This window comes from Bradyrhizobium sp. 63_E2_N1_3 (assembly GCF_052076005.1).
Lineage (GTDB): Bacteria > Pseudomonadota > Alphaproteobacteria > Rhizobiales > Xanthobacteraceae > Bradyrhizobium > Bradyrhizobium barranii.
In genome coordinates, this window is record NZ_CP197235.1 from 804,832 (window position 1) to 825,541 (window position 20,710).

Below are 20,710 nucleotides of genomic sequence, written 5' to 3' on the forward strand. Positions count from 1 at the left end.
GCGCTTCTCCTGGAGCGAACCGGGAAGGCATTTCGAGCTAATGATGGCTGGACGATTACCGCAGGCTAGGCTGCGTTGGTTAACGGACGGTTAACGCGCGTGGGGCGTTGTTTAGGGTGCCGTCACAGCAGATGACGAGGTTTCGCGGCTCGGATTGGGGTTCGTGCTCACGGAAGGCCCCTCCCGGTGAGGCTAGGGGGCGAGCAGAGCGGAAAGTGGAGCAGATGACATGGTTCAAGTAGCCCTGGAACTCATGTGCGAGTCGGTCACGCTGGAATCGGATGGTCGGGCACCGCTAATAAAATTTCATGCTCGTCGAACCACTCGTTTCTAAGCATCTGCATTTTCACCGCCTCGGGAGCGGAAGTGTAGAGCACCAACGCAAGGCTCTTCTTGGCTCTACTGCAGGTGACATAAAATAGGCGACGCGTCCTGCTAACCGAGTTGTCGCGGCCCTCAGATTCATTTGACAAATCGCTCGCTGAAAGTTCTTTGGCGCCGAAGAACTTTTCATATCCGAACATGAAGCCGCGCGCCTCGGTATCGTCCATCAACACCATAACGCGATCGAACTCTAGCCCCTTAACCCCCTGGTGTGTGCCGAACTCGGCCGTATTCGAGATGTACTGAGCATATGGCGCGATTTCCGAAAATGATGCGAGCAGAAATTTCTCAATTGCCGCGTCTGCCTCATCTAAAGGATCACGAGACTCGTCGTCAGAGCTAGATTGGGCTTCATCGTCCGATCGGTGAATGGCAAATGGCTTCAAAGCTTCTGGGAGATCAAAGAGATGTTGCTCGGCGACATAAGCCAGGACTTCGCCGCAGGTAGGTGTCCCCTGCTGCCACAGTTTCAATAGGCCCTCAGCTGCGATCTTGGCATTGCGCAATTGATTGCGCTGGTCGGTCGCATTCTTGAGTCTTTCAGCGCTCAGCAGTGGCGAGGACTCACGCACAATTCTTGCGGTAGCAAATTTGTCATTGTTCTGGAGAGCGGAGACGAGAGGCAGGACGTTGGCCGTAAACAAACGTGTGACCGGCAAAGACCCGTCAAGAAGTCCTGTTCTGAAGGTGTCAACGCTAGCAAGCGCTTCGAAGATCGTCTCGAATCCCATGCGTCTGGCGGCCATATGATGCTCGAGTGTCAATATCTTACACTTTTGGCGATCCTGCCAATCTGCATCACGAGTGAGCTCCGCCATGTAGGCGCGAACGGAGTCCTCCATCGAAGATTTGTTGTCTTCGCCCGTCGGCAAAACAAACAATCGGACAATTCCGTCGATGCTGTCGGACCTGGCTTCCTGAGCATGGCTATCGACTTGGCTACGAATCTGGTTGATGAGCCGAACGACCCGTCTCGGGCATCGATGATTGAGGCGCTTTACCGGTTTTGCCCAATCAGCCGGCAATTCTTCCTCTATTCGCTCTTTCCCGTCGTTATAGATTCTCTGCATCGTGTCGCCGATGAAGCCGAGGCTGAATTTTCCGGTATGAGCACCTTGTACGGTTAGAAGGGCGTCAACGATCCGCTTATTCGTGTCCTGGCTTTCATCTACTAGAAGGAAAGGAAATTGATTCACTAGAATGCTTTGCATCAACTTCTTCTCAGTGAGGAAGCTCGCAAAGAGTTCAATTACCTCAGCATGATTTAGCGCGTCTCGCTCTTTGTTGTCTCCAGTCGGGCTGTAGGTGAACTTCTTTATCCCGCTCAGGCCACTGAGTCGGCGAGATTTCGATTCGATCTGTGCTTGGCGAGTCAGGGAAGCTTTCGTGCCGGGGCGCCCCTTCGCCTCCAGTTCTTGAATTTCGCGAATTTCGTTCTCAAGCCTTTTGTGAAGCCAGTCTCGAATATCTTTGTTAAATCCAGAAATTAGCTTCCAAGCGAAGCTATGGATTGTTGAGACGTGAAAGGTTGGATCGAATTTCAATCGCCGAAGGATCTCGTCGCAGGCTGCGTTGGTGTACGTGACCACAGCAACCTGTTGCCCCCTAAGGCGGAGCCTTGGAAGGTTCTTCTGTTTGATAAATTCGAGTGCTCGGATAAGGGAACTTGAAGTCGTTTAGTGTGAAGCTACTTCGTTCATGAGCTACGAGGAAATATCGTAGTGCGACCATGGCGGAAGTTTTGCCACTGTTGTTCGCGCCGACGAAGACTGTCTTGTCTCGTGCAAAACTCACCCGAGTAGAACGAAGCTTGCGAAAGTTAGCAATTTCAACTGAATCAATATGCATCGGTTATCCTCTGACCGACACAAACAGATTCACATTGAACCTGCAACTAAGGGCTGTACGATCTTGTGTACTCCCTTTTGCTGATGTCACTCCAAATTCGCTACTGGCCTACCGGCAACAACAAAAACGGCCGGATCTTTCGATCCGGCCGCGACGCAAAACTCTACTGGCTAAGACTACGCCACGCGACGCAACTTAGCCCCCGCCCGATTTCAAAATTGGATTAGCTGGCCTTCTTCGCCGGCGCGGCCGTCGGGCCGACCTTCTTCTGGATGGCGCGCTTCAGCTCGAGGGCGCGCGGCGACAGGACGTCGGCCTTGGCCTTGAGCAGGAAGGGGTCGAGGCCGCCATTGTGGTCGACGCTCTTGACCGCGTTGGTGGAGACGCGCAGGCGCACGTTGCGGCCGAGCGCTTCGCTGATGAACGTCACGTTGACGAGGTTCGGCAGGAAGCGGCGCTTGGTCTTGATGTTGGAGTGGCTGACCTTGTGGCCGACGAGGGGGCCCTTGGCCGTCAGTTCGCAGCGGCGAGACATGGTAGAAATCCTCTTCTGTCCCCCAAACGATTTGCGGCCGCCATTCTGGGCGCCACGGGGGCTAATTCTGTGTCCTTGTAGGGAGCGGGCGGACGTATAGGGGGGAAGGGACGGGACGTCAAGGTTTTGGGCGGGGATTCATGCTCCGCGGCATCCCCCACAACAGGTGTCATCGCCCGGCTTGACCGGGCGATCCAGTACGCCGAGGCGGTGCGGCTGGAGCCGAGGGGCTACGGCGTACTGGATGCCCCGGTCAAGCCGGGGCATGACGGCGGAATGGGCGGGGCGAGGTGCGCGTCCCTGACACACCCCCGATCACCAAAACGGCAATGATTGAAGTGCCTTACCATCACATAAAGGGCGTATTCGCACCCGAAGTATCAAATGGAGTTCCGCAAGCCTCCGCGCCCGGACACATTGTTTGCCGCGGTTTTTGGCTTAAGTAACAACCGTTCGCGCCCCGATTGGATTGTTTCGTGCTCGCATCCCCCCGACTTTGGCTCCAAGGCTTGGTCAGTCACGGCTCAGCCAGTCCGCGCTCTGCCGGCCGGCTGGCCTTCGCAGCCCTTTGCGGGCTCGTCGTGGCCTGGGGCGCGGAGCCCGTGGCGGCACAGGGCAAGCTCGAGGCGCAGTATGAGGCGACGCTGGCGGGCATTCCCGTCGGCAAGGGCGCCTGGAACATCGACATCGGCGACGACGTGTTCGCGGCCGCGGCAAGCGGCGGCACCACGGGGCTGCTGAAATCCTTCGCGGGCGGGTCCGGCACCGGCGCCTCGCAAGGTAGGGTGGTGAACGGCGCGCTGGTCGCGACCGGCTACCAGGCCTCCACCACCACCTCGAAGAAGACCGAAGAGATCCGCATCACGCTCGACAAGGGCAATGTGAAGGAGTTCGGCATCGTGCCGGAGCCGCCTGTCGATGCCGACCGCATCGTCGTCACCGATGCGCATCGCCGCGGCGTCTGGGACCCGATGACGGCCTCGCTGCTGCGCGTGCCCGGCACCGGCGACCCTGTTACGCCCGACGCCTGCCACAACGCCGCGCCGGTGTTCGACGGCCGCATGCGCTACGAGCTGAAACTCGATTTCAAGCGCATGGAGAGCGTGAAGGCGGAGAAGGGCTACAGGGGCCCGGTCGTGGTCTGCGCGCTCTATTTCGTGCCCGTGGCGGGCTACATTCCCGACCGTCCCGTGATCAAATACCTCGCCGCCCAGCGCAACATCGAGATCGCCTTCGCCCCCGTCGCGGGCACGCGCATCCTGGTCCCGTTCTGGCTGAAAGTGCCGACGCCGCTCGGCCCGGCCATGCTGGAAGCCACCAGCTTCATCACCTCAGCCCAGCCGCCAAAGGTCGCCAAGACGCAGTAGGGCTTTAGCTGCGCATTCCCCCTTAGAGACCGTCACCCTGAGGTGGCCGCTTCTTCAGCGGCCCTCGAAGGGCGACAGCCCGGCTGTTCCCGCAGGGAATATCCGTGCGTGCCGCCGCATCCGGGCCGTCCATCCTTCGAGGCTCCCGGCGCGATGCTGCGCAACGCGCCACTCGCACCTCAGGATGACGGAAAGACCGCGTCGCGCGCCGGAATGACGGGGAGGCAATTTGGCTGGAAAGAAATGTAATCCTTTCAATGGCATTTCTACTGTGCATGGGGTTGTTTTCGCGAAAATGAGTTTGGGGGTCGTGATCCCGGGAATCCATTTGACTCCTGCCCGATTCTGATTCGACTCCGCGCCGTCCCCAATTTTAAGGAACCGGTCATCAAAACGCCGCTTGTGCGGCAGGGCAAAACTCCATCTAGTGCACAACCAATAAGAGTCCCGCGACATGTGGCGTGAACGGAACAGGCTTCAGCGGGAGTCAGCGATTCGGCCGCGATTCGTTCTAGAGTCGTTCCGAAGCTTAAGGCCAACGGGAAAAGCGTCGCAAAGTGAGACAGTTGCGCGAGGTTTGGGGAGTGCGCTCCCACACGCTCGGTGTCATCGCCCGGCTTGACCGGGCGCATCCAGTACGCCGAGGCCGTTGTGGTTGAGCGGACAGGCCGCGGCGTACTGGATGCCCCGGTCCCGGCTCCGCCAAGGCTACGCCGGGGCTCAGGGGGGTGCTCGGCCCGCCGAAGCCTTGGCGAAGGCGGCAGGCCGGGGCATGACAGCGGAATGCTTGGCTGCAGCGTAGCGTTCGGAGACATGGCCGACACCTCCCAGCCCTCAACACACCCCAAAGCAGCACTGACATTCGCCCAAATCGCCACTACCTAATCCGCAGACATGGCCTTCTCCTCCTCCCTCTTCGCCTCCGAGCGCGCACCCGGCGCGGGCGTCACTGCGGTGCTCGGGCCGACCAACACCGGCAAGACCCATCTCGCCATCGAGCGGATGCTCGCGCATCCCTCTGGGCTGATCGGGCTGCCGCTGCGGCTGCTCGCGCGCGAGGTCTATAACAAGATCGCCGCACGGGTCGGCAGCGAGGCCGTCGCGCTTGTGACCGGCGAAGAGAAGATCAAGCCGAAGAACCCGCGCTATTGGGTGTCGACCGTCGAGGCGATGCCGCGCGATATCGACGTCTCCTTCCTCGCCGTCGACGAGGTCCAGATCGCTTCCGATCTCGAACGCGGCCACGTCTTCACCGACCGCATCCTCAACCGCCGCGGCCGCGACGAGACGCTGCTGTTGGGCGCGGCCACGATGCGCCCGATCATCGAGCGGCTGCTGCCGGGCGTGTCCATGATCACGCGGCCGCGCCTGTCGCAGCTCGAATTCGCCGGCGACCGCAAGATCACGCGCCAGCCGCGCCGCACCGCCATCGTCGCCTTCTCGGCCGACGAGGTCTACGCCATCGCCGAGCTGATCCGCCGCCAGCATGGCGGCGCGGCCGTGGTGCTGGGATCGCTCTCGCCCCGCACGCGCAATGCGCAGGTGGAGATGTTCCAGAACGGCGACGTCGACTATCTCGTCGCCACCGACGCCGTCGGCATGGGCCTCAATCTCGACGTCGACCACGTCGCCTTCGCCTCCGACCGCAAGTTCGACGGCTACCAGTTCCGCCGCCTGACGCCGGCCGAATTCGCGCAGATCGCAGGCCGCGCGGGCCGCGCCACGCGCAACGGTACTTTCGGGACGACGGGCCGCTGCGGGCCGTTCGAGCCCGAGCTCGTCAACGCGCTGCAGAACCACACCTTCGACAACGTGAAGATGCTGCAATGGCGCAATTCGAAGCTGGATTTCGCCTCCCTCGGCGCGCTCCAGGTGTCCCTGAACCAGTCGCCCGGCCATGAGGCGCTGACGCGCGCGCCGATCGCCGAGGACATGCGCGTGCTCGACCACGCCGCCCGCGACGTCGAGGTGCGCGATATCGCGCATGGCAAGGCGGCCGTGGAACGGCTGTGGGAGGCCTGCCAGGTCCCCGATTACCGAAAACTGTCGCCGGCCGCCCATGCCGAGCTCGTGACCACGCTGTACGGCTTCCTGATGCAGAAGGGCTGCATCCCCGATTCCTGGTTCGCGGCCCAGGTCGACCAGGCCGACCGCATCGACGGCGACATCGACACGCTGTCGGCCCGGATCGCCCAGATCCGCACCTGGACCTTCGTCGCCAACCGCCCGGACTGGCTGAAAGACCCCGAACGCTGGCAGGGGATCGCCCGCGAGGTCGAAAATAAATTATCGGATGCGCTCCATGAACGCTTGACTGAGCGTTTCGTTGATCGCCGGACCAGTGTATTGATGCGCCGCCTGCGGGAGAACACGAGCTTGAATACTGAAATCGGCAAGACCGGCGAAGTCATCGTCGAAGGCCATGTCATCGGCCGCCTCGATGGCTTCACCTTTGCACCGGATGCGGCGGAAGCAGGCTCCGATGCGAAAGCCTTGCAGGCTGCAGCGCAAGCGGTGCTCGCCGGCGAGATCAACGCGCGCGCCGAAAAACTGGGCAATGCGCCGGACGATCAGTTCGTGCTGACCTCGGAAGGCACCATCCGCTGGACCGGCGATGCCGTGGCGCGCCTGTCTGCCGCGGAGGAGGCGCTGCATCCGCGCATCCGCATCATCTCCGACGAGCGCCTCACCGGTGCGCCGCGTGAGAAGGTGCAGGCCCGGCTCGAGCTCTGGCTCAAGACCCATATCGAAAAGCTGCTTGGGCCGATGTTCGAGCTGTCGAAGGCCGAGGACGTCACCGGCATTGCCCGCGGCATCGCCTATCAGCTGGTCGAGGCGCTCGGCGTGCTCGAGCGTCCCAAGATCGCCAACGAGCTGAAGGACCTCGACCAGCCCTCGCGCGCCGTGTTGCGCAAATACGGCGTCCGTTTCGGTGCTTATCATATCTATTTCCCCGGCCTGCTCAAGCCCGCCGGCCGTGCGCTGGCCGCACTGCTGTGGGCGCTGAAGCAGGACAATGTCGATCTGTCGTCGCTGTCCGGCGCGCAGCATCTGGCATCTTCGGGCCGCACCTCGTTCCCGGTCGACAAGCAGCTGCCGCGCGATGCCTATCGCGTGCTCGGCTACAAGCAGGCCGGTGAGCGAGCGGTGCGCGTCGACATTCTGGAGCGCCTTGCCGATCTGATCCGGCCGGCGCTGGCCTGGCGCGAGAACTCGCCCGGCGAAAAGCCTGCCGGCGCGTTCGACGGCCGCAGCTTTGTGGTGACGCAGGCGATGACCTCGCTCACCGGCTCGGCCGGCGAGGATTTCGCCTCGGTGCTGCGCGCGCTCGGCTATCGCATGGAGAAGCGTGCGCCGCTGCCGCCGAAGCCGGTGGCTGCTGCCGTGGAGACGCCGGCGGCCGAAGCAAGCGCAGAGGCTCCGACTGAACCGACGGCGACCGATGATGCCACCGCAAGCGCGGACACCGCAATCGAAGCCGCCGCCGAGCCCGTCACCGTCGAAGACGCGCCCGGCATGGAGCAGCACGACGAGCCCGCACACGAAGAGCCGGCGCTCGAAGCATCGCCTGATGCCCCCGTCACGCCCGAGGATGCCCCCGGCATCGCGCCGCCGGCGGAAGAGGCTGCTGCGCCCAGCGAGGCGGTGGAAGCCGCTCCCGCCGAGGCCGCTGCAACGGAAGCCGCTGCATCCGCCGATGCCGCCGCGCCGGTCGAGGCTGCCGCTGTGCCTGCCGAGCCCGAGCTCGTCGAGGTCTGGCGTCCCGGCGGCCGCCACGACGATCGCAAGCCCCGCCACGAGCGTCATCGCCACCAGCGTCACCACAATCAGCGCCCGCAGCAGGCCGGTGCTGAAGCTGGCGCCGCCCCCGCCGAAGGCGCGGCCGCGCAGTCAGCCGACGGCGAGAAGCGCAATGAGCGCCATCGTCACGGCGGTCATCGCAGAGATGGGGCAAAGGATTTCCGCAAGCCGCGCGAAGGTGGCGCCGAAGGTGCACCGCGCCAAGAGGGGCGCGACGACAAGAACCGCCGCTTCGAGGGCAAGGATCGCGACAACAAGGATCGCGATCGCAACAAGGGCAAGTTCGGCGGCGATCGCGACAAGGGCCGCGACAATCGCGGTCGTGACCGCGACAAGGGCCGCGACCGTCAGGGCGGGCCGTCGCTGCGCCCCTACGCCTCGAGCGCGAACCCGCGCGAGCGCGATCGTCCGGCCGATCCGAACTCGCCCTTCGCAAAGCTTGCTGCGCTGAAAGAGCAGCTGTCCGGTCGCAAGGAGTGATCCCACGACCGAGCGGCAGCGTCTCGACAAATGGCTGTGGCACGCGCGGGTGGTGAAGGCGCGCACCTCCGCGGCCGAGCTCGTTGAGTCCGGCCACGTTCGCATCAACGGCACACGCGAGAAGTCGCCGGGCCATGCGATCAAGATCGGCGACGTGATCACCATCGCGCTCGATCGCACTGTGCGCGTGCTGAAAGTAACCGCTTTCAACGAGCGCCGCGGCGATGCCGCCTCGGCCCGCGTGCTCTACGAGGAGCTGAGCGAAGGCAATCAAAGTTCTCGGCGCAATTAATTGCGCTCTGAATTCATTTCTTGGTCGATCAAACGCGTAAAGCCGTCATGATCGGCCGTTCCCGACCTTGCGGCGCCGGGCCATCCGCGCTACGCAAGCCGCGACTTTTAAAAGAGCTTTTCGGAGCGTTGGATGACTTACGTCGTCACTGAAGCCTGCATCAAGTGCAAGTATACCGACTGCGTCGAGGTCTGCCCGGTCGACTGTTTCTACGAGGGCGAGAACATGCTCGTCATCCATCCTGACGAGTGCATCGACTGCGGCGTGTGCGAGCCGGAATGCCCCGCTGACGCGATCAAGCCGGACACGGAACCGGGCCTCGAAAAGTGGCTCCAGGTCAACGCCGACTACGCCAAAAGCTGGCCGAACATCACCCAGAAGAAAGAATCACCCCCCGACGCGAAGGAATTCGACGGCCAGGAAGGAAAGTTCGAGAAATATTTTTCTCCGAACCCGGGCTCGGGAGACTAATTCTCGCCCAAACTTAACCCTAATACCTTCGTCAGCGCCGAAAACCAGCCCTCAAGACCCCTAAATCATTGATTTTTGCGGGAAATGTGCTATATTGAGCACATTAAGCTGAACCCCCGTCAGCCCAGTTGGCCCCGTTGGGTTCCCGTGAAACCAAATGTCGAACAGGGGCGTGGCAGTTTCCGCGCGCAGGCTGTGTCACAGAAAACGCGTAAAAAGAGTACTTCAGCGAGGGCTTCCCATAAGGAGGCCAAAAAAGTCGCCGCGGCCAGCCGTAGCGCATCCAAGGGTCGGACCGCGACTAAGGCACCGGCTGCAAAGTCCTCGAAGAACAAAAGAAGCGCAATGCCTCACAAGACTGCCAAACCGGCCGCGAAAGCGACCGTTGCCAAGCCTGCTGCTGCCAAGGCTTCCGCTGCCAAGCCCGTTGCTCCGAAGGCTCCTGTTGCTGCCGCCCCTGCCAAAGCCCCCGTTGCTGCTGCGAAGCCGGCCGTGAAGGCTGCTGCACCCGCGCCGAAGGTCGAGGAAAAGAAGGTCGTGACCCAGCGCCAGGGCTTCAAGGCCAACGAATTCGTCGTCTATCCCGCTCACGGCGTTGGCCAGATCCTGGCCATCGAGGAGCAGGAGATCGCCGGTGCGAAGCTCGAGCTGTTCGTCATCAATTTCATCAAGGACAAGATGACGCTGCGCGTGCCGACCGCCAAGGTCGCGAACGTCGGCATGCGCAAGCTGTCCGACCCCGCGCTGGTGAAGAAGGCGCTGGAGACGCTGAAGGGCCGCGCCCGCGTCAAGCGCACCATGTGGTCGCGCCGCGCCCAGGAATACGAAGCAAAGATCAATTCGGGCGACATCGTCGCGATCGCGGAAGTCGTGCGCGACCTCTACCGTTCCGAGTCGCAGCCCGAGCAGTCGTACTCTGAACGCCAGCTCTATGAAGCGGCGCTCGATCGTCTCTCCCGCGAGATCGCGGTTGTGCAGCACTCGACCGAGACCGAAGCGGTCAAGGAGATCGAGGCCCAGCTCGCCAAGAGCCCGCGCCGCACCAACGCCAAGGCGGAAGCCGCCGACGGCGAGGGCGAGGCGGATGCCGACGGCGATACCGATGGCGACGACACCGCCGTCGCCGACGAGGCCGCGTAAGCGTCTCGCAGCGTCGATTGCAAGCAATCAAAAGCCCGGCCGGTTGGCCGGGCTTTTTTGTTTTGAGCGGATCAGGCTTTGTGACGGTGCAATCCATGCGTTCGCACGGCCACGGGTGTTCAGGCCCCGTGTTGAGGGCATCGCGTCGAGGGAGAGTGTGACGAACTTGACCCGAGTCACTTCCTGATCAGCGGAATCTGCAAATTGGTCGGCCGGTTCTGCTCGGTGTCAAAGCCACGGCCGTCGATGTTGCGGGCGCCCCAGAACAGGAGGTCGCCCCTGAGATAGACGAGATCATATTCCATGAAGTTCGTGGCCTCGGCGAGACCGAAGGGAGCGAAGGTCTTGCCGAAGATGCTCTGGGGCGCGCCAACGTCCCACGGTGCATATCCGACCGCGGCGACCTTGTTGAGCACATCGGCAAATCCCTGTGCCAGCGGCGTAACCTCGTAGGTCTCGTCGGCAACGAAGTCGACCTTCTGCGCGCCCGGAGCGATGGGATGCGCACCCCTCCACAGCATATGGCCGCCAATCCTGATCCGCGCGAGCGGCACGGCGCTGTAGGGATCGGCCGAGTTGACGATCTCGAGCTCGAAACGGTCGGAGGGGAGATATTTGAAGGCCCGCTTGAGATAGAACGGCTTGAGCGTGCCATCGGCGTTCTTCGCCGCGCTCGGGCGCACCTCCGGTGCGATGCTTTCCCAGTCGCCGAGCAACGCCTGCTTCAATCCTGTCACATCCAGTTCCATGTTGTTTGCCTTTGCCTGCGTGTTGGAGGATTGCGCAGCCACTTCGCCAGATCCCGCCAGCGTGAGGATCAACAGAGACGTTTGAATGCTCTTGAGCATGTGAAGCTCGCTCCCGTGCGCCTCTGCCTGCCAGGCAGACTTCGTTCACGCCGGCTATACGGGCAGCTGGCCGCTTGGAAAAAGACTTTGTAAGCTGGCCCCATGCCTGCGAGATATGGGAGATCGCGATGGAGCTTCGGCATCTCCGCTATTTCGTCGCCGTTGCCGATGCGGGCAGTTTGACTGTTGCGGCCGAGCAGAAGCTGCACACGTCGCAACCGTCGCTCAGCCGGCAAATCCGGGATCTCGAACGGGAGGTCGGCGTTCCCTTGATGAACCGCAGCGCCCAAGGCATCGCGCTGACGGCGGCCGGCAAGGCCTTTCTCGAGCACGCCAGAATGGCGCTGCTTCAGGCGGAGGCTGCCAAGGAAGCGGCGCTCCGTGCCGCGCAGCCCCCGCAGCCCGCTTTCTCGTTGGGCTTTCTGTCGGGCGCCGAAATCGACCTGCTGCCCGAGGTGGATCGCATTCTGCGCGACGCATTTCCCGGCATCGATATCCGCCTGTCGAGCGATTATTCGCCCTCGCTTGCCAAGGCCCTGATGCGGCGAAAGCTCGATGCTGCCTTCATCCGGTCGGAAGAGCACATGGAAGATCTGGTCTGCCGGCGCGTGCGCACCGATCCGCTGGTCTTCGTCTTTCCGAGCGACCATCGGCTGGCATCGCAAGCCGCGGTGGCGCCCGAGGAGATCAGGGACGAGACCTTCTACCTACCGTCCAAATCCGCTCCCGCGGTTCGCCGTATCGTTCTGGATTATTTCAGCCGGACCGGAATCGACCTCAAGCCCGATCGCGAAGTGCACAACGTCGTCCACGCGATCTCGATGATTGCGTCGACGCGCGGCGTCATGATGCTGCCGGCCTACACGAAGCGATATTTGCCGGAGACCATCACCACCCGGCCGGTGCGGGGAGAAGCACCCAAGCTTGATCTCGTTGTCGCCTATCACAAGGCGAATCAATCCCCGATCCTGAAGTTGCTTCTCTCCGAGGTCGGCAAGCTCGCGACGGCGTCGTCCTAGGCTCACTTCACCGGCCGCTTCTCGAGCTTTCTTGCCAGCGTGCGCCGGTGCATGCCCAATCGTCTCGCCGCTTCCGAGATGTTGAAATCGGTCTCGATCAGCGTCTGGTGGATGCGCTCCCATTCCAGCGTCTTGATCGAGGTCGGCCGTGCATCGAGGGCGACTTCGGCGTTGCCTTCGGCCTTGTTGAAGGCGGCTTCGATATCGTCGGTGTTCGACGGCTTTGCCAGGTAGTGGCAGGCGCCGAGCTTGATCGCCTCGACGGCGGTGGAGATGCTGGCAAAGCCGGTCAGCACCACGATCAGCATCTCCGGATCGTGCGTGTGCAGCAGCTCGACGCAGGCGAGGCCCGAGGCGCCGCCGAGCTTGAGATCGACCACCGCGTGTCCAAAGGATCGCTCCTCCAGCACCTTCCGCACCTCTTCGATCGAAGCTGCGAGGACGACGTCGTAGCCGCGGCGCTCGAACGAGCGTTTCAGCGTGCGCGCGAAGCCGGCATCGTCCTCGACGACGATGAGCGAACGGTCAGGCGTCAAAAGTTCCTCCGATCGCGAGCGTTGCGAGCGGCAGCGTCAGGCGGACGGTGGCGCCACGCTTCCTGTGGTTCTCGGCGGTCACGCTGCCGCCGAGCTTGCGCACGACGTTCACCACCAGGAACAGGCCGAGCCCGCCGCCGGCGCGGCCCTTGCTCGAGTGATAGGGTTTTCCCAGCTGCGCCAGCATCTCCGGCGCAAAGCCCGGGCCGCGATCGCTGATCGACAGCACGAGATTGTCGCTCTCGCGCTCGGCCAGCAGCTCCACCCATTCGCGCGAGACCTCATAGGCATTGTCGAGCACGTTGAAGATCACTTGCTTCAGCGCGATGTCGGAGACGATCGCGACGTCCTCGCCGAACGTGTTGACGAAATAGAGCGTGCGGGCCGAGCGTGCGTCGCGCCACTCGTTCACCAGCGCGGTGACGAAGGCCGTCACCGTCGTCGGCGAGGAGCCTTCGCCGCGCGCTTCGCCCGCCGACACCAGGATGCCCGTCACGATGGTCTTGCAGCGTTGCAGAGAGGTTTCCATCTCCGCGAGATCCTCGGCAAGTTCCTGATCGGCGGCGAGATCGGGCATGCGGCGCCAGTCGCTGAGGATGACCGACAGCGAGGCGAGCGGCGTGCCGAGCTCATGCGCAGCGCCGGAGGCGAGCAGGCCCATGCGGACGATGTGGTCCTGCTCGGCCGCATGCTGGCGCAATGCCGCCAGATGCGCATCGCGCTCGCGCAAATTCCTGTTGATCCGGGTGACGAACACGACCAGCAGCACGGCGTTGAGGACGAAGCCCAGCAGCATGCCTGTCACGGTGAGACTGTAGGCCTCGCTGATCGGGTTCGGCGGCAGGTCGAGCGGCCGGTAGGCCATGGTCAGCCAGATGAAACTCGCGCAGGTCAGTGCGACCAGCGACCAGGTCGAGCGGGCATTAAGCAGCACCGCGCCCAGCGTCACCTGGAGCAGGAACAGCGAGGTGAAGGGATTGGTGGCGCCGCCGCTGAGGTAGAGCTGAGCGGTCAGCGCGGCGACATCGAGCATCAAGGCGACCAGCAGCTCGTTGTTGGTGATCGCGGCGCGATGGCGCACCCAGACGAGGCTGGAGACGTTGAGCAGCAGCAGCGCGCCGATCACCGCGCCCATCCGTTCCAATGGCAGGGGAATACCCAGGCCGAAATGCACGCCGCCGATGGTCACGATCTGCCCGACCACCGCGGTCCAGCGCAGCTGGATCAGCAGCGCCATGTTCTTGCGGTTGGTCTCGTCGTCGGTCGGCGCAACGCCGATCAGCTCGCTGCGCGCGTCCGCCTGCGATTGCAGCGTGACGGCGTCATGCGTCATTCCGTCGTCAGGTAGATTCGACGATCGTTCCAGCATCTGATCCCGTCCTGCGGGCGGTTGCATCGGAGCAGCCGGCCGGTTCGTGGACGAAGCGCTTGCGGCGGAACAGCCCGCCGCCGAATGTGACGAAAAGTTTACCCGCCAGCATGAAAGCCAGGGCAAACCACGTCAGCGCGTAGATCAGGTGGTTATTGGGAAAGCTGATCACGGTCAATCCGCCGATCGGGCCGCTGGTGGTTTGTGATCCGGCGTCAGCATCGACGAAAAAGGGTGCGACATGGTCGAGGCCGCGCGCTGCCGCAATCGCGGCGACATCCCGCGAGTACCAGCGGTTGTGCTGGGGGACGTTGTTCCGCAAGAACCCGCCTTTCGGCTCGGTCATGCGGAGCAGGCCCGTGATCTCGACCTGCCCGTCCCGATTGCCGCTCTGGCGCGTCGATGCGTCGCGCCGCTCGGACGGCACGAAGCCGCGATTGACCAAGACCAGCGTGCCGTCGCCGCGCTGAAGCGGCGTCACCACCCAATAGCCGGGGCCTTCCTCGGTGACCGCCTGAACCAGCGTCTCGCGGTCATGCAGGAAGAGGCCGGTGAGGCTGACGTGCCTGTATTCGTCGTTTGCGGTGGAGACGGTCGGCCAGGCCGCGGGCGACGGGATCGGTTGGGCCGGGGCATGGACGCGCTGCTCGACGCGGTCGATCAGCGCCAGCTTCCAGGCGCGTCGCTCGATCTGCCAGACGCCGAGTGCGATCAGAAGTGCAAAGGCCGCGAGCGAGAGGACCGTGAGCCACAGGCGCGGACGCGCAGCCTTGCGACGCGCGTCCTTATCCTTGCCTGTCACGGTCCAAGCCTTGCTCACTTCCAAGCCTTGCTCACTTCGAAGTCTCGCTCACTTCATTCCCGTCATCTGGTGCATCGGCATCATGTTGCTGTTGAGATGGTTCATCACCCACAGCGAGCCGGACAGCGCGATCACCACCATGACGATGGTGAAGATCAGCGCCATCATGCTCCAGCCGTTCTCGGACTTGGTGCTCATGTGCAGGAAGTAGATCATGTGCACGACGATCTGCACGACCGCGAAGGCCATGATGACCAGCGCGGTGATCTGCTTGCTCGGCAGCGCGCCGCTCATCACCAGCCAGAACGGGATCGCGGTGAGCACGACCGAGAGCACGAAGCCGAGCATATAGGTCGAGAACGTGCCGTGGGCGTGGTCGTCGCCGTGGTGATGGCCGTCCGCGTGGGCGGCGTGGGTATCGGTGTTCATCGCAGAACTCCCAGGAGATAGACGAAGGTGAAGACGCCGATCCAGACCACGTCCAGGAAGTGCCAGAACATCGACAGGCACATCAGGCGGCGGCGGTTGGCTTCGATCAGGCCGAACTTCCAGACCTGCACCATCAGGGTCACCAGCCAGATCAGGCCGCAGGAGACGTGCAGGCCGTGGGTGCCGACCAGCGTGAAGAAGGAGGACAGGAAGGCGCTGCGCTGCGGGGTCGCCCCTTCATGGATCATGTGGGCGAACTCGGAGAGCTCGATGCCGATGAAGGCGAGGCCGAACAGGCCGGTGATCGCCAGCCACATCTGGGTCTGGGCGATCTTGTTCTGCTGCATCGTCAGCATGGCAAAGCCATATGTGATCGACGACAGCAGCAGCATCGAGGTGTTCACCGCGACCAGCGGCAGCTCGAACAGGTCCTTCGGGGCGGGGCCGGCGGCGTAGTTGGCGCCGAGCACGCCGAAGGTGGCGAACAGCATCGCAAAGATGAGGCAGTCGCTCATCAGGTAGATCCAGAAGCCGAGCGGGGTGCTGTAGCCTTCCGGATGCGGGTGTTCGTCGGCGAGGTAGAACATCGGCTCGCCGGTCTGGGCGGGATTGACAGCGACAGTCATTTACTTGGCTCCGGCGAGCAGTTTGGTACGCGCGTCCTCGGTCCGGATGACGTCGTCAGCCGGAATGTCGAAGTCGCGGTGATAGTTGAAGGTGTGACCGATCCCGACGGCGAGCATCGCGATGAAGCTCACGGCCGCCAGCCACCAGATGTACCAGATCAGGCCGAATCCCATCGCGGTGGCGAGGCCGGCGAGGATGACACCGGTGCCGGTGCTGGAGGGCATGTGGATCGGCTTGAACCCGGTGAGCGGACGCTGGTAGCCGCGCTTCTTCATGTCCCACCACGCGTCATTGTCGTGAACGACGGGGGTGAAGGCGAAGTTGTAGTCCGGCGGGGGCGAGGAGGTCGCCCATTCCAGCGTGCGTGCATCCCAGGGATCGCCGGTGACGTCCTTGAGCTGCTCGCGCTTGAGGAAGGAGACCGCGAACTGCATCAGCATCGAGAGGATGCCGAGGAAGACGAGGCCGGCGCCGATCGCGGCGATGACGAACCAGATCTGCAAGGACGGATCGTCGAACACGCGCAGGCGGCGGGTCACGCCCATCAGGCCGAGCACATAGAGCGGCATGAAGGCCATGTAGAAGCCGGTGACCCAGAACCAGAACGACAGCTTGCCCCAGAACGGATCGAGCTTGAAGCCGAACGCCTTCGGGAACCAGTAGTTGATGCCGGCGAACGCGCCGAACACCACGCCGCCGATGATCACGTTGTGAAAGTGCGCGATCAGGAACAGGCTGTTGTGCAGGACGAAGTCGGCCGGTGGCACTGCGAGCAGCACGCCGGTCATGCCGCCGAGCACGAAGGTCAGCATGAAGGCGATCGTCCACAGCATCGGCAGCTCGAAGCGGATGCGGCCGCGATACATCGTGAACAACCAGTTGAACATCTTCGCGCCCGTCGGGATCGAGATGATCATCGTGGTGATGCCGAAGAACGAGTTGACGCTGGCGCCCGAGCCCATCGTGAAGAAGTGGTGCAGCCAGACCAGGTACGACAGGATGGTGATGACCACCGTGGCGTAAACCATCGAGGTGTAGCCGAACAGCCGCTTGCCGGAGAAGGTCGAGGTCACTTCCGAGAAGATGCCGAAGGCGGGGAGAACCAGAATGTAGACCTCGGGATGACCCCAGATCCAGATCAGGTTCACGTACATCATCGGGCTGCCGCCGAAATCGTTCGTGAAGAAGTTGGTGCCGACGTAGCGGTCAAGCGAGAGCAGCGCGAGCACGACGGTCAGGACGGGGAAGGAGGCGACGATCAGGATGTTGGTGCAGAGCGCGGTCCAGGTGAACACCGGCATCTTCATCATGGTCATGCCGGGACAGCGCAGCTTGACGATGGTGCAGATCAGGTTGATGCCGGATAAGGTCGTGCCGACGCCCGCGACCTGCAGCGCCCAGATATAATAGTCGACGCCGACGTCAGGACTGTAGCCGATGTTCGACAGCGGCGGATAGGCCAGCCAGCCGGTGCGGGCGAATTCGCCGATGAACAGCGAAGCCATCACCAGCACTGCGCCGCCGACCGTCATCCAGAAGCTGAAATTGTTCAGGAACGGGAACGACACGTCGCGCGCGCCGATCTGCAGCGGCACCACGTAGTTCATTAGGCCGGTGACCAGCGGCATCGCCACGAAGAAGATCATGATCACGCCATGGGCAGTGAAGACCTGGTCATAGTGATGGGCGGGGAGGAAGCCTTCGGAGCCGCCGAACGCGAGTGCTTGTTGTGCGCGCATCATCAGCGCGTCTGCGAAGCCGCGCAGCAGCATCACGATGCCGAGGATCATGTACATGATGCCGATGCGCTTGTGGTCCACGGTGGTGAACCACTCGCGCCACAGATAGCCCCAGAGGCGGAAATAGGTGATGCCGGCGAACAGCGCGCCGCCGCCGAGCGCGACCATCACGAAGGTGCCGACCAGGATCGGCTCGTGCAGCGGCAGCGAATCGAGGCCGAGACGGCCGAAGATGAGCTTGAGAAGATCAGGAGACATGCGAGCTCTCTTTAGGAGTCTGACTTCAGGAGTCTGACTTGGGACGTTGTCCGAGGAAGAAGGACGAGGACTTCAGCGGCGTGAAGATCGGCCGCTTCAGGCCGGCACCGAGCAGCGGCGCGGTGTCGGCGGGTGCCGTGATGGAGGCGGTGGTCCTGCCCTGGGGCGCATCCGGCGTGCAGGTGCCGGCGACGAAGGTCGGCTCGGGTCCGAGCGCGGTGCCGCGGCGTGCGTACTTGTCGTAGGCCAGCGGCAGGGTGTTGTTCAGGCCCTCATGGCCGAGACCGCCCTTGGCGTCGATCGCCATCATCTCGCTCTGGCACATCTTGCCGGTCTCGACGCACATGTTGAGGATCAGGCGGTAGAGGTCGGAATCGACGGTGCCCCAGCGGCGCACCGGCTCGTTCTCGCTCGGCTTTTCGAGCTGGAGATATTCGGCGCGGCCGAGCGAGCCGCCGGCCGATTTGGCCTGCGCGATCCAGGCGTCAAAGCCCTTGTCGTCGAGGCCCTGGAAGTTGAAGTGCATGCCAGAGAAGCCGGCGCCGCTGTAGTTCGCCGAAAAACCCTTGTATGTACCGGCGTGGTTGATCACGGCGTGGAGCGACGTCTCCATGCCCGGCATCGCGTAGATCTGACCGGCGAGTGCGGGGATGTAGAACGAGTTCATCACCGAGGAGGCGGTGATGTGGAAGTTGATCGGGCGGTCGACCGGCGCGGCGAGCTCGTTGACGGTGGCGATGCCGTAATCGGGGTAGATAAAGAGCCACTTCCAGTCGAGCGCGACGACATCGACGACGAGCGGAGCCTTGGACTGGTCCACGGCGCGTTCCGCATGGATGCGGCCGATGTTGCGATAGGGGTCGAGCAGATGCGTGCCCATCCAGGTCAGCGCGCCCAGGCAGATGATGATCAGCAGCGGCGCCGACCAGATCACCAGCTCGAGCTTGGTCGAGTGGTCCCAATCCGGCTCGTAGCGGGCCGAGGTGTTGGACTGGCGGTAGCGCCAGGCGAACAGCACCGTCAGCGCCATCACGGGGACGACGATCAGGAGCATCAGGACGGTGGAGATGATGACGAGGTCGCGCTGTTGGGCGGCGATGTCGCCGGCCGGCGACAGCACGACGTAGTTGCAGCCGCTGAGCGCAGCTGCCAGGGGTAGCAGCGCCAGGATCTTGAGACGGGACACGGGCCGAGCCTTATGAGAATGAGTTTCCTTTGCGGGCCCAAGGGGTAGCTGCGGCGCAGCAATCCGGACATTGGACAATTTGTCCAATGTTGCAGTGCGGAATGTTGGGTCAGACAAGGGCAGATTGCCTGGCGCCCCGCCGGGCGGTCGGCTTTGGTTTTCAGGACGTTAAGGGCGCACGAATGGCGACGGCACAGACCCCCGCAATGGCAGACCTCCACTCGGGCGAGCACGGCCACGACCAGGCCAGTCCCGGCGAGATCGCCATCGGCGTCATCATCGGCCGCACCTCGGAATTCTTCGACTTCTTCGTCTACGCGATCGCCTCGGTGATCGTGTTTCCGCGCCTGGTGTTCCCGTTCACCAGCGAGCTGACCGGCACCCTCTATTCCTTCATGATCTTCGCGCTGGCCTTCGTGGCCCGGCCGATCGGAACCGTCATTTTCATGACGGTCGATCGCGAGTACGGCAAAACCGCCAAGCTGGTCTCGGCGCTGTTTCTGCTCGGCACCGCCACAGTCGCGCTCGCGTTCCTGCCCGGCTATCACGACATCGGCAGCGCCGCGATCTGGCTGCTGGCGCTGGCGCGTATCGCGCAGGGTCTGGCCTGGGGCGGCGCCTGGGACGGCATGGCTTCGCTGCTGGCGCTGAACGCGCCGCCCTCCAAGCGCGGCTGGTACGCGATGGTGCCGCAGCTCGGCGCCCCGCTCGGCCTGATCGTGGCGAGCGCGCTGTTCGCCTATTTCGCCGGTAACCTCTCGGCCGACGACTTCTTCGACTGGGGCTGGCGCTATCCGTTCTTCGTCGCCTTCGCCATCAACGTCGTGGCGCTGTTCGCGCGCCTGCGCATGGTGACGACGGAAGAATATGCTTCGTTGTTCGAGACCCGCGAATTGCAGCCCGCGCGTATCTCCGAGACCGTCGCGCGCGAAGGCCAGAACATCATGCTCGGTGCATTCGCGCCGCTCGCAAGCTTCGCGCTGTTCCACATGGTCACGGTGTTTCCGCTGTCCTGGGTGTTCCTGTTCACCCGCGAAAGCCCGGTGCGCTTCCTGATCATCGAGATCGTCGCCGCCGTGTTCGGCGTCGCGGCCATCGTGGCCTCCGGCATCATCGCCGACCGCGTCGGCCGCAAATCGCTGCTGATGGGATCGGCAATCGCGATCGCCATCTACAGCGGTTTTGCTCCGCAGCTGCTCGATGCCGGCGCGTTCGGTGAGACCATCTACATGGTGATCGGTTTCATCCTGCTGGGTCTCTCCTTCGGCCAGTCCTCGGGCGCGATCGCCTCGAACTTCCGGCAGGCGTACCGCTACACGGCTTCCGCGCTGACCTCGGATATGGCCTGGCTGTTCGGGGCGGGCTTCGCGCCGTTGGTGGCGCTTCTGCTCGCCACCAATCTCGGCGTCATCGCGTCGGGTGCGTATCTGCTGTCAGGCGCGTTCTGGACGCTGCTCGCACTCTGGCTCAGCGGCCAGCGCGAGGCGGGCGACATGGACGCGGGCGGTTAAGCCGCGTCCAGCGGACGGGAATAAAACTCGGGCTGGACGATCCTGTTTGCGGCGACGCAAGCAGGAGA

Annotated in this window: 17 protein-coding genes and 1 pseudogene; 7 read left to right on the forward strand and 11 right to left on the reverse strand. The window is 63.1% G+C overall.

The window, feature by feature from the left end:
* Window positions 1-266 precede the first annotated feature (266 nt).
* The 3 genes from AB7531_RS03690 to rpmB form a co-directional block, all read right to left on the reverse strand.
* On the reverse strand, window positions 267-2,042 hold the full coding sequence (locus AB7531_RS03690) for a UvrD-helicase domain-containing protein (protein WP_084794939.1): 1,776 nt from the start codon (window positions 2,040-2,042) through the stop codon (window positions 267-269).
* Complete coding sequence (locus AB7531_RS03695; protein ID WP_084794940.1) at window positions 1,990-2,232, reverse strand: AAA family ATPase; 243 nt, start codon at window positions 2,230-2,232, stop codon at window positions 1,990-1,992. Before AB7531_RS03695 ends, AB7531_RS03690 begins: the two co-directional genes overlap by 53 nt.
* A 223-nt stretch (window positions 2,233-2,455) precedes the next feature.
* Window positions 2,456-2,767: a 50S ribosomal protein L28 gene (gene rpmB / locus AB7531_RS03700; protein WP_063980641.1), complete on the reverse strand. Its 312-nt coding sequence runs from the start codon at window positions 2,765-2,767 to the stop codon at window positions 2,456-2,458.
* A gap of 509 nt (window positions 2,768-3,276) precedes the next feature.
* Here rpmB and AB7531_RS03705 point away from each other — a divergent pair.
* From AB7531_RS03705 to AB7531_RS03725, 5 genes and pseudogenes are all read left to right on the forward strand, one after another.
* On the forward strand, window positions 3,277-4,134 hold the full coding sequence (locus AB7531_RS03705; protein WP_187387905.1) for a DUF3108 domain-containing protein: 858 nt from the start codon (window positions 3,277-3,279) through the stop codon (window positions 4,132-4,134).
* 894 nt (window positions 4,135-5,028) lie between these two features.
* Window positions 5,029-8,415 carry a helicase-related protein gene (locus AB7531_RS03710; RefSeq protein WP_441279900.1) on the forward strand — a complete coding sequence of 1,129 codons (3,387 nt, stop codon included), beginning with the start codon at window positions 5,029-5,031 and terminating at the stop codon, window positions 8,413-8,415.
* A gap of 10 nt (window positions 8,416-8,425) precedes the next feature.
* Window positions 8,426-8,707 (forward strand): annotated as a pseudogene (locus AB7531_RS03715) (RNA-binding S4 domain-containing protein); the annotation flags it as partial.
* A gap of 132 nt (window positions 8,708-8,839) precedes the next feature.
* Window positions 8,840-9,178, forward strand: coding sequence for a ferredoxin FdxA (gene fdxA, locus AB7531_RS03720; protein ID WP_063980643.1), 339 nt, complete (start codon window positions 8,840-8,842; stop codon window positions 9,176-9,178).
* A gap of 345 nt (window positions 9,179-9,523) precedes the next feature.
* Window positions 9,524-10,318, forward strand: coding sequence for a CarD family transcriptional regulator (locus tag AB7531_RS03725; protein ID WP_084794942.1), 795 nt, complete (start codon window positions 9,524-9,526; stop codon window positions 10,316-10,318).
* A gap of 176 nt (window positions 10,319-10,494) precedes the next feature.
* On the opposite strand, the gene AB7531_RS03730 is transcribed toward AB7531_RS03725, so the two are convergent.
* Window positions 10,495-11,166, reverse strand: a complete 672-nt coding sequence (locus AB7531_RS03730; protein WP_210387282.1) for a hypothetical protein — start codon at window positions 11,164-11,166, stop codon at window positions 10,495-10,497.
* 128 nt (window positions 11,167-11,294) lie between these two features.
* On the opposite strand from AB7531_RS03730, the gene AB7531_RS03735 reads away from it, so the two are divergent.
* Window positions 11,295-12,185, forward strand: a complete 891-nt coding sequence (locus tag AB7531_RS03735) for a LysR substrate-binding domain-containing protein (protein ID WP_063980644.1) — start codon at window positions 11,295-11,297, stop codon at window positions 12,183-12,185.
* Between the two features lie 2 nt (window positions 12,186-12,187).
* On the opposite strand, the gene AB7531_RS03740 is transcribed toward AB7531_RS03735, so the two are convergent.
* The 7 genes from AB7531_RS03740 to cyoA are packed head-to-tail and all read right to left on the reverse strand — an operon-like array spanning window position 12,188 to window position 19,131.
* Window positions 12,188-12,721 carry a response regulator transcription factor gene (locus tag AB7531_RS03740; RefSeq protein WP_014490373.1) on the reverse strand — a complete coding sequence of 178 codons (534 nt, stop codon included), beginning with the start codon at window positions 12,719-12,721 and terminating at the stop codon, window positions 12,188-12,190.
* Window positions 12,711-14,090, reverse strand: coding sequence for an ATP-binding protein (locus AB7531_RS03745; protein WP_441279901.1), 1,380 nt, complete (start codon window positions 14,088-14,090; stop codon window positions 12,711-12,713). Before AB7531_RS03745 ends, AB7531_RS03740 begins: the two co-directional genes overlap by 11 nt.
* Window positions 14,062-14,910: an SURF1 family protein gene (locus AB7531_RS03750; RefSeq protein WP_063986027.1), complete on the reverse strand. Its 849-nt coding sequence runs from the start codon at window positions 14,908-14,910 to the stop codon at window positions 14,062-14,064. Before AB7531_RS03750 ends, AB7531_RS03745 begins: the two co-directional genes overlap by 29 nt.
* A gap of 30 nt (window positions 14,911-14,940) precedes the next feature.
* Window positions 14,941-15,321 carry a cytochrome o ubiquinol oxidase subunit IV gene (cyoD, locus tag AB7531_RS03755; RefSeq protein ID WP_063980646.1) on the reverse strand — a complete coding sequence of 127 codons (381 nt, stop codon included), beginning with the start codon at window positions 15,319-15,321 and terminating at the stop codon, window positions 14,941-14,943.
* On the reverse strand, window positions 15,318-15,947 hold the full coding sequence (gene cyoC, locus AB7531_RS03760; RefSeq protein WP_063980647.1) for a cytochrome o ubiquinol oxidase subunit III: 630 nt from the start codon (window positions 15,945-15,947) through the stop codon (window positions 15,318-15,320). Before cyoC ends, cyoD begins: the two co-directional genes overlap by 4 nt.
* Window positions 15,948-17,945, reverse strand: coding sequence for a cytochrome o ubiquinol oxidase subunit I (cyoB, locus tag AB7531_RS03765; RefSeq protein ID WP_063980648.1), 1,998 nt, complete (start codon window positions 17,943-17,945; stop codon window positions 15,948-15,950).
* Between the two features lie 25 nt (window positions 17,946-17,970).
* Complete coding sequence (gene cyoA, locus AB7531_RS03770) at window positions 17,971-19,131, reverse strand: ubiquinol oxidase subunit II (protein WP_063980649.1); 1,161 nt, start codon at window positions 19,129-19,131, stop codon at window positions 17,971-17,973.
* Between the two features lie 182 nt (window positions 19,132-19,313).
* Here cyoA and AB7531_RS03775 point away from each other — a divergent pair, with 182 nt between their 5' ends.
* The gene (locus tag AB7531_RS03775; RefSeq protein ID WP_063980650.1) at window positions 19,314-20,642 is read left to right on the forward strand and encodes an MFS transporter; all 1,329 of its coding nucleotides are present in this window, start codon (window positions 19,314-19,316) and stop codon (window positions 20,640-20,642) included.
* Window positions 20,643-20,710: the final 68 nt, after the last annotated feature.

Bases quoted from the DNA above. Each gene is read 5' to 3' on its own strand.
- AB7531_RS03695 (WP_084794940.1), bottom strand. From the start codon at position 2,232: ATGCATATTGATTCAGTTGAAATTGCTAACTTTCGCAAGCTTCGTTCT.
- rpmB (WP_063980641.1), bottom strand. From the start codon at position 2,767: ATGTCTCGCCGCTGCGAACTGACGGCCAAGGGCCCCCTCGTCGGCCAC.
- AB7531_RS03710 (WP_441279900.1), top strand. From the start codon at position 5,029: ATGGCCTTCTCCTCCTCCCTCTTCGCCTCCGAGCGCGCACCCGGCGCG.
- fdxA (WP_063980643.1), top strand. From the start codon at position 8,840: ATGACTTACGTCGTCACTGAAGCCTGCATCAAGTGCAAGTATACCGAC.
- AB7531_RS03725 (WP_084794942.1), top strand. From the start codon at position 9,524: ATGCCTCACAAGACTGCCAAACCGGCCGCGAAAGCGACCGTTGCCAAG.
- AB7531_RS03730 (WP_210387282.1), bottom strand. From the start codon at position 11,166: ATGCTCAAGAGCATTCAAACGTCTCTGTTGATCCTCACGCTGGCGGGA.
- AB7531_RS03735 (WP_063980644.1), top strand. From the start codon at position 11,295: ATGGAGCTTCGGCATCTCCGCTATTTCGTCGCCGTTGCCGATGCGGGC.
- AB7531_RS03745 (WP_441279901.1), bottom strand. From the start codon at position 14,090: ATGCTGGAACGATCGTCGAATCTACCTGACGACGGAATGACGCATGAC.
- cyoD (WP_063980646.1), bottom strand. From the start codon at position 15,321: ATGAACACCGATACCCACGCCGCCCACGCGGACGGCCATCACCACGGC.
- cyoC (WP_063980647.1), bottom strand. From the start codon at position 15,947: ATGACTGTCGCTGTCAATCCCGCCCAGACCGGCGAGCCGATGTTCTAC.
- cyoB (WP_063980648.1), bottom strand. From the start codon at position 17,945: ATGTCTCCTGATCTTCTCAAGCTCATCTTCGGCCGTCTCGGCCTCGAT.
- AB7531_RS03775 (WP_063980650.1), top strand. From the start codon at position 19,314: ATGGCGACGGCACAGACCCCCGCAATGGCAGACCTCCACTCGGGCGAG.